This window comes from Pseudoalteromonas sp. S2721 (genome assembly GCF_005887425.1).
In the GTDB taxonomy this organism is placed as follows: Bacteria; Pseudomonadota; Gammaproteobacteria; order Enterobacterales; family Alteromonadaceae; genus Pseudoalteromonas; species Pseudoalteromonas simplex.
In genome coordinates this window covers 1-11,897 of sequence record NZ_PNCZ01000083.1, presented here as the reverse complement: position 1 = coordinate 11,897, position 11,897 = coordinate 1, and the positions used below count along the sequence as shown (strand labels likewise).

9 protein-coding genes are annotated in these 11,897 nt (G+C 41.3%); 4 read left to right on the top strand and 5 right to left on the bottom strand.

Translation table 11 applies throughout. From position 1 onward, the window contains the following. Positions 1–366 precede the first annotated feature (366 nt). The 5 genes from CWC02_RS20290 to CWC02_RS20270 all read right to left on the bottom strand — a co-directional run bounded on the left by CWC02_RS20290 (position 367) and on the right by CWC02_RS20270 (position 5,907). Positions 367–1,083 carry a hypothetical protein gene (locus CWC02_RS20290; RefSeq protein ID WP_138619920.1) on the bottom strand — a complete coding sequence of 239 codons (717 nt, stop codon included), beginning with the start codon at positions 1,081–1,083 and terminating at the stop codon, positions 367–369. 91 nt (positions 1,084–1,174) lie between these two features. After that, a complete protein-coding gene (locus CWC02_RS20285) occupies positions 1,175–2,452 on the bottom strand; it encodes a LysM peptidoglycan-binding domain-containing protein (RefSeq protein WP_138619919.1) in 1,278 nt (425 codons plus the stop codon). Positions 2,453–2,570: 118 nt separating this feature from the next. Beyond that, on the bottom strand, positions 2,571–3,110 hold the full coding sequence (locus tag CWC02_RS20280) for a hypothetical protein (protein WP_138619918.1): 540 nt from the start codon (positions 3,108–3,110) through the stop codon (positions 2,571–2,573). A gap of 85 nt (positions 3,111–3,195) precedes the next feature. Beyond that, positions 3,196–4,500 carry a sensor histidine kinase gene (locus CWC02_RS20275; RefSeq protein ID WP_138619917.1) on the bottom strand — a complete coding sequence of 435 codons (1,305 nt, stop codon included), beginning with the start codon at positions 4,498–4,500 and terminating at the stop codon, positions 3,196–3,198. A gap of 3 nt (positions 4,501–4,503) precedes the next feature. After that, complete coding sequence (locus CWC02_RS20270) at positions 4,504–5,907, bottom strand: sigma-54-dependent transcriptional regulator (protein WP_138619916.1); 1,404 nt, start codon at positions 5,905–5,907, stop codon at positions 4,504–4,506. A 230-nt stretch (positions 5,908–6,137) separates the two neighbouring features. Here CWC02_RS20270 and CWC02_RS20265 point away from each other — a divergent pair, with 230 nt between their 5' ends. The 4 genes from CWC02_RS20265 to CWC02_RS20250 form a co-directional block, all read left to right on the top strand. Further along, positions 6,138–7,391 carry an efflux RND transporter periplasmic adaptor subunit gene (locus CWC02_RS20265; protein ID WP_054552245.1) on the top strand — a complete coding sequence of 418 codons (1,254 nt, stop codon included), beginning with the start codon at positions 6,138–6,140 and terminating at the stop codon, positions 7,389–7,391. Positions 7,392–7,402: 11 nt separating this feature from the next. Further along, positions 7,403–8,104: an ABC transporter ATP-binding protein gene (locus CWC02_RS20260; protein ID WP_054552246.1), complete on the top strand. Its 702-nt coding sequence runs from the start codon at positions 7,403–7,405 to the stop codon at positions 8,102–8,104. Between the two features lies 1 nt (position 8,105). Next, complete coding sequence (locus CWC02_RS20255; RefSeq protein WP_138619915.1) at positions 8,106–10,502, top strand: ABC transporter permease; 2,397 nt, start codon at positions 8,106–8,108, stop codon at positions 10,500–10,502. A 329-nt stretch (positions 10,503–10,831) separates the two neighbouring features. Continuing rightward, on the top strand, positions 10,832–11,897 hold a 1,066-nt coding region (locus CWC02_RS20250; RefSeq protein ID WP_502705412.1), incomplete at its 3' end, for a tetratricopeptide repeat protein.

The window sequence follows — 11,897 nt, the reverse complement described above, 5'->3', positions numbered from 1 at the left end:
GCGTTTGGTTCTTTTCGAGAAAGCGCTAAAAGCTGTTCAGATATGTTTGAATTCAATGTTATTAGCCGGTGATTTTATATAGCCTATATTAGATCAGATATTTAAGCGGAATGGTATAATCCATATGACCCTCTTCATAACCCATGGTTAAAAATTCTTAAAATCTCTACTGGTCTAACAGCTTGGTGATCTCTAAAATGGCTTACTTCACCTTGCGCTAATTCGTCTGTTATGAATGAGCTTTACATCTTCATTGTGCATGACGAATTACCACGCTGTTGGGTTTCGCTGCGCTCTACCCAACCTACGGCAGATTTCCAAACTTTACTCTTGCAACTTTCCTCTCGCTAACTTTATTCTCGCAACTCACTTACACTGCTCTATCTCTTTCACATCGCCGCGGCCATCGCTTAGGTAGCATTGTTCTAGCAACGAGCAGTAGCAGATCTCAGTTTTAATATTAAAGCGTTGGTCATTTACCTTGTCCCACTGAGTTGCATTGAAGCCTGTTTTCTTAAAACCAAAAAGATTAAGTTCAGCGCCTGAGGCTAATAATCGGTTATTACTAACGCCGGTATACAACCAACCAAATTTTTCAAAGAAATTTATCTCTGGTGACTCATTTTGCAACTTATTTAATTGCTCTTGGTAAGCATAGATATCAAAGCAGCAGTCCTTTATTACTTCAAATATCTCTGTATAAGACTTTTCATCGTGGAAGAATTTAACGTATTTAATAATGGCTGGGCCTGATCCTGAGTTTTTAATGTAAAAAGTAATTTCTTCAGAATTTTTTTCTTCATTAAAATTCCCCGTCATCACTTCGAGCCATGGCCAGGTTGCGGCTTTTACTTGTCGTTCTGCGGCGCTGGCTTGCAAGTAAGTGGCATAAAAGGAGGCTGCGGAGATAATAATGGCGCAGAGTGCGAGAAATAGGTTTAGCCGCTCGTTGGTAAACCATGCCTTGCGCTGGTTGCTAGCAGGCTGAGTGTTTTGCTGGGTGGTCTTTGTTTGCTCTTCAACGTTAGAGTTTTGCTCTGTTTTAACGGTGGAACAGCTTGCGTCCTGTTGCGGATTATCCATAATTTTTAGTTGTTGTTTTTATAGACTAACAAAGATACAACTTTAATTGGATAGATAAAAGAGACAGGGAGTAAAACCCCCTGATTTGGTATTAACTATTTGAGATAAATACGGTGAGCTTTTCACCCACTCTTAAGCTATCTCTTGAAAGGTTATTCCATTGTTTGAGTTTAGTGATACTGACTTTGTATTGCTTTGCAATCTTCCAAAGGCTGTCGCCAGATTTCACCTTATATTCGATTTGCTGATCAGCCAATTGTGGCAATATCAGTTTTTGACCAATACGGATAGTGTTTGTTTTTAGGTTATTGAAGGTTTTCAGTTGGCTAACTGTTACTTTATAGTTTTTTGCAATCACACTTAAGCTATCACCGCGTTTAACAGTGTAATGTTGCCACTGGCTATAATCATTGCTCTTTTGATTAGCTAATAGAGTTTGATAACTTGCTTGCTGATCTTTGGGAACCACAATATGTGGCGCATCAATTACCGCGGGATATCGGATAACGCCATGGTTTAGCTCTTCAAGCACTTGCCATTTCGCTTTGTCTGCCAAGATCACTGCACCAGTTACTGGTAAGGTCGCAATAGCCTGCTCATTCTTAATGGCAGGGAATATCATTTTTTGGTGTTTTAATAATTGTGCTGCGGCCAGTAACTTAGGCACGTATTGTTTGGTTTGCGATGGTAGCTTTAAGCTAAAGAAGTCCGTCGACTTACCTTGTTTTTTATTACGAGCAATTGCCTGTAATACACGCCCTTCACCAATATTGTAGGCAGCAATAGCATGATACCAATCGCCTTCAAAGCGTTTATAAAGGTATTCCATAAAATCCAAAGCAGCGCGGGTGCTGTCGACCACATCTTGGCGACCATCATACCAAGGGGTAATTTTTACTTTAAAGTATTTGGCGATTGAGGGGGTGAGTTGCCATAAACCCGATGCATGTTTGTGCGAATAGGCACTGGCATCAAAATCGCTCTCTATAAGCGGCATTAGAGCGAGTTCTATTGGTAAGTCACGGTTTTCTACTTCTGTGACGATATGATACAAATACGGCGCTGCACGGCGGCTTATTTCTTCCATGTAATTTGGATGAGTAAGGTACCAAGCAATGCGCTTTTGCACATCTGGGTGACTTGAATCGCTAAACTGTAGTTGAATGCGAATACGCTGCCATACGTCATCAAGTTCACTTGGTTTGAGCGGTGTCACCGCGTCTACTTGTGCTGTTTTAGCTTCTGCAACCACAGTACCTGGATTGGCTTTGATGGTAGGCTTCTTTTCGGGAAGTGACTCAGGGGCAGTCTGACAGCCTGTTACAATAAGAGAAACAACAACAAGGCCTAAAAATCGATTTAAAAACACGTATTAAAATACTCCGTTAACTTAGGTGCGGGTAAACTAAAGCGCCTAAGCTTAACATAGGGTGAGCTAAAAATGACCATTAGATTAACAGCTCGCTAACTTACTCACCCAATTGAAATTAAAACGAAATACTAACTTGTAACCCAGCATAACCATGGTTTTGCGCTTCCCAATAGCGGCTGTCTATTTCTCGGGCTCTGGCATAAATCTCTATTCTGAATGGCTTTGAGTCCACGCCCATGCCCACACCAACATAGCCATCAATATTATTGTGGTCGTCATCATAGCGGTCTCTGTAGTCGTGGTCATCGCGGTCGTCGTATACAGCAAGCTCAATTAAATCTAAGCCCACTTCACCATAGACAAAAAAGTCGCTGAAATAACCAAATTTGATGCCGCTATCTAAGGTGAGAAATGTCTCCCGATCACCTTTTTTAGTAAATACTTCTGCTGAGCCTAGTGCCGTTGTAAATGCTGCGCCGAAATTACTGTAGTTATTTTTAGCCATAACTTCGATGCCGGCTGAGGTGATTGAATCAGTACTATTATGCTCTGATTTAACAAACAGGTTCATATTAGGGCTGTCATAAATACCAGCAAAGCTTGTAGCAGGAATGAAGGCAAGTGAAAAAAACAGTGCTAAGGCGAGATGCTTCATATTGGTTAGTCCATTAAACGTTAATGGGTACATGATATCAAACAGCGCCTTAGCAAATTGTAAGTAAGTGTTCTAACTATGTAAGTTAACCGAACACGCAGCGAAAGCAGGCTCCTTGCTGGCGTTTGATATAAACCAGATCGCCGCCATGATTGAGCATGATCTGGCGCGATAAACTTAAGCCTATTCCTGAACCTTGTTGCTTGGTAGTAAAAAATGGCACAAAAATCATCTCAATCACATGATCGCTGATACCTGTACCATTGTCACTGACCTCTAAATACAGTTGCTGATTAGCATTTTGTGCAATCCTTACCTCAATGCACTTTGCTGACTTTGAAGTATTTAACTGCTTAAGGACATCAAGGGCATTGGTAAGCAGGTTTATTATTACTTGTTCAACTTGGCCTCTATCTATCATTACTAACTGTTGGCTTTGCACCGATAAATTCAACGTAATATTAAGTTGCTTAGCTTGTTGTGAGTGCAGAGCAACAACTTGTTTGGCAAGATCTGCCAGAATATGTGGCTGTAAGTGTGGGGCGGGTAAGCTACTAACCTTTTTAAATTGCGCTATAAATTCCCCTAAATGCTCGGTTCGTGATGCGAGTGTTGTTAGGGCGAGTTGCAAGTCTTGTTTATCTTCCTGATCATCAAAACTAAGCTCAGTTGGCAGCAGCGCCGTACAAGTTTGTGCTAAAGAAGAGAGTGGCGTAATCGAATTAGCAATTTCATGGGTTAGTACTTTGGTAAGGCGCTTATAAGCTTGTTGCTCTTTTAATTGCAGCTGATCATGAATCGATTGCAAACTGATCACTTTACGAACTTTACCTTGGATTTCGGCAATACTGATTTGCACAGATAGGGTATCGTGCTGCTCACCATTTTGCCATGGCACGGTATTACGGCTATTTTGTTTTGCGTCTTGAACGAGGTTTGCGATTACACCTAAATCATCGATGTGCTTTACAGCTTGCCCAAGTAAACGGCTGACCGCCGGATTGCTTTCAATAATAGTGCCTTGTTCATCACATACTAATACCGCTAAATCGATATGAATTAATAGTGCTTGTAAGAACTGGGCTTGTTGCTCTGCATTAAAACGTGCAGCCTGAATTTGTTGTTTAACCTGCTCAAATTGCTGCTGCATAGGGTGTTGGTCGCCAAAGCCTAATGTGCTGTCTCCATTCGCTAAAGCGCGAAACACCATATCTGCACGCCTTGTTTGGCGTTTAAATAAATTAAAAATTTGCGCGGCACATACCAAGTTTAAAATTACTAAAAGTGCCGAAATTGCAGAAAACCCGCTCTGCTCTACTTGCCAAAACAAAGTAATTGATAAACCTATTAATGCAGCTAATAGGCTGGCTAAGATAATAAAATTTCGCATCGATTAAAGTCCGTATTTTTCTAAACGACGATACATGGCTCCGCGTGTTAGGCCGAGCGCTTTTGCTGCATGACTCACGTTCCCTTGAAAATGCTTTAAAGCTGCACGAACGGTTCTCTGCTCGATGATTGCAAGATCAAAAGTGTCGTAGTCAGTGGCGTTTGAAGAGAGCTCACTTGTGCTAACAGCAGCATTTGGTGAGCTTATCACCGAGCTTATATCAAGCTCTGAGCCTTCTGAGAGGATGACTGCTCGCTCAATTGCATGGGCAAGTTCACGGACATTGCCAGGCCAATGATACTGACTTAAACGTGTCATATCAGATGCCGCAATCGAGAGCTCACGTTTGTATTTATGTGCAAAGTGCTGCAAGTAGTAGTTACACAGTAATGGAATGTCTTCACTGCGCTCACGCAGAGCTGGCAAACGGATCTCTACGGTATTAACACGGTACAGTAAGTCTTGCCTAAACTTGCCTTCAGTAACTGCTTGTTCGAGGTTTTCATTCGTTGCACAGATCAAGCGAATATCAATATCGATGACTTTAGAGCCACCAACCGGTGTTATTTGTCTGTTTTGTAGTGCTGCGAGCAGCTTAACTTGTTGGTTAAGCGGTAAATTACCTAGCTCGTCTAAAAATAAACTCCCACCATGAGCAAGCTCAAATCGGCCGATGCGATCTTCCTTCGCGCCAGTAAACGCCCCTTTTTTATGGCCAAATAGTTCGCTTTCAAACAGGCTTTCGGCCAGTGAGCCCATGTCTAGGCTTATGAAGGGTTGGCTTTGGCGCTGGCTTGCATTGTGGATTGCATGGGCAGTGAGTTCTTTACCTGTGCCACTTTCGCCACTAATCAATATGTTGGCATCTGTGTTGGCTGCTTTGTCGATAACCGAAAAAACCTGCTGCATGGCATCACTTTGGCCTAAAAACTCAAATGGTTGATTGCCGATTGACTGCTGCAAGGCCTGCTTTTGTTTTGTGAGCTTACCAACTTGCTGCTTGTCTTTAGCGTGTGAAAATGCCGCTGCAACAGCACCGAGTAATTGCTCATTTTGCCAAGGTTTGGCAATAAAGTCAGAGGCACCAGCTTTAATTGCTTCGACAGCTAGCTGAATATCGCTGTAGGCCGTCATAAGCAGTACCGCAATATTAGCGTCTTGGCTCATGATCTTTTTTAGCCAGTAGAATCCTTCTTTGCCACTAATTGAGTCTTGCGTGAAGTTCATATCGAGTAACACAACATCTATGGACTGATCCGCCTCATGCTGTGCGTTAATGATACCTTCGATATCAAAGGGGTTATCTGTGGTTTTTACAACCTGATAATGCTGCTTTAAAAGTAATCGTGCGGCGATAAGTACGTCGGGGTTATCATCGACAATAAGAATTGATCCTGCTTGTTTCATAGCTATTTATTATTATTCCTTTATGGGAACACTAAGACTAATTGAAAATAGTAACAGTGTCCATTTATGGACGATATATGGGTTTTGAAGTGTTCTATAAGCGGACACTTGATTATATGCACCCTTATTGGTTTTTATATAAGTTATTGTAATTTAATAAAAATAAAAGTTGGCACAAGAGTTGTTTTATCTATAGGTAATTAGCACCTAGATAACTTAAAGGCGTCAACATGGATAAGAAAATTACACGCTCAAATAACAAAGCATTTTTTAAGAAATCAGTAATAGCAGCTGCATGTTTAGCTGTTGCGGCAGCAGCTTATGGTTTCACGCAAACTGAGCAAACAGGTCGTAGTCAGCAAGTAACCGCGACAAGCTTAACGATTAGCACAGTACAACAAGGTGAATTTGTTGATGCTTTAAGTCTTCGTGGTCAGGTTATGCCTCGCACTACTATTTACCTCGACACCATTGCCGGAGGGCAAGTCGAAGAGCGACTTGTTGAGCAGGGTGAGTTTGTTAAAAAAGGCCAACCACTTGTGCGTTTAAGCAATACCAACTTGCAGCTTGATGTAATGAGCCGTGAAGCACAGGTGACTGAGCAGCTTAACTTTTTACGTAACACGCAAATGAATATGGAAACCAGCCGTTTAAACTTACGCCGTGATTTGCTTGAAATCGATCTTAAAATTACGCATTTATCGCGTCGCTTAAAACAGACTCAGCCGCTAGTGAAAACGGGTGTGTTAGCACAAGAGCAATTATCTGAAATTCAAGAAGACTTAGCGTATTACAAAGCGCGTAAAGAACTAACCCTTGAACGTCAAAAGCAAGAAAACAGCATACGTGAAGTTCAGGTCGCTCAGTTAAAAGACAGTGCCGACATGCTAGAGAAAAACCTACAGTTTGCGCGTAAGAACCTTGAAAACTTACTCGTAACAGCACCTGCCGATGGTTATTTAAGTGAGCTTGATGTTGAAATTGGTGAATCAAAAGGCCGTGGTGCTCGCCTAGGGCAGATTGATATTCCTAATGAATACAAGCTAGTTGTGCGACTAGATGAGTTTTACCTAAGCCAAGTTCAAACAGGTATGCAAGTGCTAATTGAACATGAGCAAGGCGAAATTGCGGCGACGGTTAGCAAAATTGATAGCCGTGTTCAGCAATCACAGTTTCAGGTTGAAGTCGATTTACCCAATGGCACGAGCAACATAAAACGCGGACAAAGCCTTGATGTGCAGCTGATGCTAGGTGATAGCAAAGGCACTGCCTTATTACTTGAACGCGGCGCATTTTTTACCAGCTCAGGAGGTAACTGGGTTTATGTCATGGAAAAAGATGGCAATCGTGCAGTACGAAAAGACATTCGTCTTGGCAAAAAGAATCAAAACTATTATGAAGTGTTAAGTGGCCTAAGCGCCGGAGATCGCGTGATCACCTCTAGCTACAGCAACTTTGATAAAGCACAACAACTACAATTTTAAGGATAAAAACAATGATTAAATTAACTAACTTATCACGCGTGTTCCGTACTCAAGATGTTGAAACAACAGCGCTTAATAATATTAACTTACATGTAAACGAAGGCGAGTTTCTTGCCATTATGGGGCCATCTGGCTGTGGTAAATCAACATTACTCTCTATTTTAGGTATGTTGGATTCGCCATCGGCAGGCAGTTTTGAGTTTTTAGGTGAAGACATCGCAGGGTTTGGTGAAAAACAATTAGCGGCACTTAGAAAAGCGTCGATTGGTTTTGTTTTCCAAAGCTTTAACTTAATTGATGAATTAACAGTATTTGAAAACGTTGAGCTGCCATTACAGTATCAAAATATCTCAAAAAGTGAACGTAAACAGCGAGTAGAAGAAATTTTAAAACGTGTTGCAATCGACCATAGAGCAGATCACTTACCGCAACAGCTATCGGGCGGTCAGCAGCAACGTGTAGCGGTAGCCCGAGCTCTTGTGATTAATCCAAAACTTATCTTAGCGGATGAGCCTACGGGTAACCTTGATTCAAAAAATGGTGATGAAGTCATGGCGATGCTGCGTGAGCTAAATCGCGAAGGTACCACGGTAATTGTGGTTACTCACTCAGAAAAAGAAGGCAATTATGCTGACCGTTTAGTGCGCTTACTTGATGGCCAAGTGATGGTTGATAAAGCTAACCGTGTTCAACAAACAGCAGAGGTGGCATAACATGATTTTAAGTTATTTGATCACCGCGCTGCGTGCGTTTAAAAACCAAAAGCAGCACTTTATTTTAAATGTTCTGGGTTTAAGTGTGGGCTTAGCTGCGGCAATTCTAGTTGCTTTATTTGCAAAAAATGAGCTTTCGTACGATAGCCAACAGCCTCATGCTGAGCGTGTTTATCGCGTTGGCCAGGACTTCTCAAAACTTGGTTTAGCTGTGGTGCCTATTTTTAATTATGTGCAGTCAAAGCAGGCTGAAGATTACAGCCAAGTTGAAGAAGTGTTCGGATTAACTATGGTCGAGTTGACTCGTGAAGCCATGGTTGATGTGAGTTACCGCAACCAAGGCTATAAGTTAAATGCCTTATATGGTGCTACTGCAAATATTGAAAACTTTATTGCTCTGAAAACGCTGGCGGGTGACTTAACAACAGCAATGAGTACACCAGACAGCCTCGCTTTAAGTGAATCAGAAGCACTGCGCATTTTTGGTCGCACCGATGTGATTGGTGAAACACTAACGCATGAACAAGGACAGTACACGGTGCGTGCCGTGTTTGCGGACTTAAAAGACAACACTCACTTTGCCTTTAAAAACCTTGTTTATGTTAAGCATGATCCAAGCAAAATAGACATCAACAGTAGTTATGTTTATATGCGTGTAGCAGAGGGCACCGATACCGATGCATTAGCTAAAACCTTAACAGAGCGCTTTTTTAGCAACTCGATGCTGGAGCAAGTTAGTTTAGAGCTGCATCCATTACTTGATTTGCACCTAACTGCAAAATCACCGTTTGAGATGAAAGCAGGTGGTGCTAAACAAGTGGTGATGATCTGTGTTGGTTTAAGCGTGCTACTTATTCTTATTGCAGGTTTTAACTTTATTAATATGACCGTCGCTCAATCGACGAAACGTGCAAAAGAAGTGGGTGTGCGTAAAGCGCTTGGCGCAAGTAAAGGCCAGTTAGTAACGCAGTTTTTATCTGAATCTGTGTTGGTATCAATGCTTTCAATGGTGATTGCTTGTGCTTTAGTGGAGCTACTTTTACCAAGCTTTAATCAACTAGTAGACCGCGAATTGGTCGTGAATTATGCCTCTGAATTTGGCATTGCAATTATTGTGGTCGCAATTGCTGTGGGCATATTAGCTGGGCTTTATCCTGCATTCTTTATTTCGTCATTCAGTGCAAAACGCGTTTTAAGTGGAGACTTACAACGAGGTAATACTGCAATATGGGTTCGTAAGAGCTTACTAACCTTACAGGCTTCACTAGCAATAGGTTTAATCATTGCCTCTATTACTTTGTTAAAGCAATTAACTTACTTACAAAGCTTACCTTTAGGCTATGAAACGACACAAAGATTGGTTATTTCAGAGCTACCTGTAGGCGAAGTATTCACAAAAGAAAAAAATGCCTTAGTTAACCGTATTAGTGCAATTCAAGGCGTACAGCAAACAACAGTTATTGATACCCGTTTAACTGTTTCAATCAATAATACACTTATGCCAACGTGGCCAAATGGTGAAGCATCTGGCAGCTTAACGCCTGTTGTAGGTGCAAGCTACGATGTTGTAAAAACGCTAGGGTTAAAACTGGTTGCTGGTCGTGACTTTAGCCGTGAATTTGCCGGTGATTGGGCAAGCCGTGCAAATGGAGTAACAAGTACGGGCACCATCGTGACTGAATCTGTCGCAAGGCAAGCGGGTTACACTAATATGAGTGACATTATCGGTAAGGTTATTAAAGACTCAGGTCGCGGCATAGATATGCGTGTTGTGGGTGTGGTTGAAGATGTAAAAGTAGGTAATGCTAAAGATGCCAACTCAAATATTATGTTCTTATGTGGCTTTAACTTTTTATCACCAGTATCAGAACTAATTTTAACGATTGATCAGCAAAACTTGCCTTACATTAAAGCTCAGATCGCTGAAGTATTAGCAAGCTCAGCCAATATCTATGAGCCAAAAATTAACTTACTCGCAGACAACTACAAAACTCTGTTAAAAGGTGATGAGCGAATTTCGAATGTCGTTTTAATCTTTACCGGTCTTGCTGTGTTCTTAACTTGTTTAGGTACTTTTGGCTTGGCTTCGTTTGCAACAGTGCGTCGTCAAAAAGAAGTGGCCGTTCGAAAAGTGCTAGGTGCATCACGCATCAGTATCGTAAATATCATTGCTAAAGAGTTCTTAGTGCTGGTGGCGGTAAGTATTGCTATTGCGTATCCAGTGACTTACTTGTTAGTTGGTGATTGGTTAGCAAACTTTAATGACCGCATTGAACAAGCTGTATGGGTGTATTTAGTTGCCGCCGTTGCTGTAGCCACTATTACCTGGGTTACCGTTGCAAGTTTAGCCTTTAAGGCCGCAAGCACCAGACCATCACTTATCTTACGATATGAATAACAGTTAACTAACGATCAACGATAAGCCCAGCAATACCGCTGGGCTTTTTACTCGCTAAATACCAGTTTGGAGTGTTATTGCCATATATGACGACCTTCGGCAAGGAGTGCTTCAGCGCATAAAGAGAACTTGCAGTGTGGTAAGTTCTATTTTTGTTTTCAGGTAAATTTGCCATATGACAAGAAAAAGTAGCCAAATTTACAAGGGCGCACTATTTCAGAAGTGATAGGCTTTCGCTAGTATGTGTTACAAAGCTTGGTTACATTAAGCTGGTTTATATGTAGTTAAGTAGTCGTTTTGGCAAAGCAAACTAATTCTAGGGATGATTAATGCGTTTTTTCTTACTATTTTTATTTTTTTGGAGTCTGTCTAGCGCAGCTTTTGCTGAAAATATACCTTCTACAAGGCCTATAAATGAAGCGGCAGTAATAGATAAAGCAAAAAATAGTAATAGCTTGGCCTACCAGCAAATATTTAGTATGCAAAGTCAGCTTGCTCGGTTGGATGAGAGGCTAGAAGTACAAAAGTCACTGGGTAATGATGTTAAGCTCCTTGAAAACGCTCAGCAAGAGCTAAAAACTCAGTTAGCCAGTTTACAAACAAAACTCGAAACGCAAGAAAAGCTGCAAACTAATCAATTGAATGGGTTTGATGAGCGGATTTCTGACATAGCAAGTAATACGAATATGTGGGGAATGGCATTTACCATATTTGGTTTGATTATCACGGTTGCTGCAATCGCACTCGGTTTTAGTGCAAAAAACAGAGCGGTATACGAAGCCAAGCAGACTGCTAATACAACCTCAAAAAGTCATATGGAACAGTGGTTACTAGATAATAAAGATAAATTAATTGCAGAAACCAAAACTGAACTTAAAAATGTGAGTCTTCAGCTAAAAGATCGAGCTGAGAAATTAGAAGTAGAGGCAAGGGATGCACTGGAAAAAATCAAGCAAGAACAGCAACTAGCTTGGGACGCTCTCTTAGCAGAAAACAAAGATGTTGTTACTTCGAAAAGAAATAAAGAAGAGAATACAACTACCAAACATAATAAACCGAAAGTATATCAAACAGCTCAAGAATGGTTTAAAGCGGGTTTAAAGGCGTTTTCAAGTAATGAATATGACGAAGCACTCAATGCTTGGAACAAGGTCTTAGGGTTAGTTGACAGCGAACAAGAGTCAAAGCTGTATGCCATTACAATGATTAACCAAGGTGTTACTTATGGGAGGCTAGGTAAGCCTGATGACGAGCTCAACAGCTACGCAACCTTGATTGAGCAGTTCAAAGACTCATCGAATGAAGAGATTCAAATTCAAGTGGCTCAAGCGATGTTTAACCAAGGAATTACTTATAGTGAGCAAGGCAAGCCTGATGAGGAGCTCAACAGCTACC

Bases quoted from the DNA above. Each gene is read 5' to 3' on its own strand.
- CWC02_RS20280 (WP_138619918.1), bottom strand. From the start codon at position 3,110: ATGAAGCATCTCGCCTTAGCACTGTTTTTTTCACTTGCCTTCATTCCT.
- CWC02_RS20275 (WP_138619917.1), bottom strand. From the start codon at position 4,500: ATGCGAAATTTTATTATCTTAGCCAGCCTATTAGCTGCATTAATAGGT.
- CWC02_RS20265 (WP_054552245.1), top strand. From the start codon at position 6,138: ATGGATAAGAAAATTACACGCTCAAATAACAAAGCATTTTTTAAGAAA.
- CWC02_RS20270 (WP_138619916.1), bottom strand. From the start codon at position 5,907: ATGAAACAAGCAGGATCAATTCTTATTGTCGATGATAACCCCGACGTA.
- CWC02_RS20255 (WP_138619915.1), top strand. From the start codon at position 8,106: ATGATTTTAAGTTATTTGATCACCGCGCTGCGTGCGTTTAAAAACCAA.
- CWC02_RS20290 (WP_138619920.1), bottom strand. From the start codon at position 1,083: ATGGATAATCCGCAACAGGACGCAAGCTGTTCCACCGTTAAAACAGAG.
- CWC02_RS20260 (WP_054552246.1), top strand. From the start codon at position 7,403: ATGATTAAATTAACTAACTTATCACGCGTGTTCCGTACTCAAGATGTT.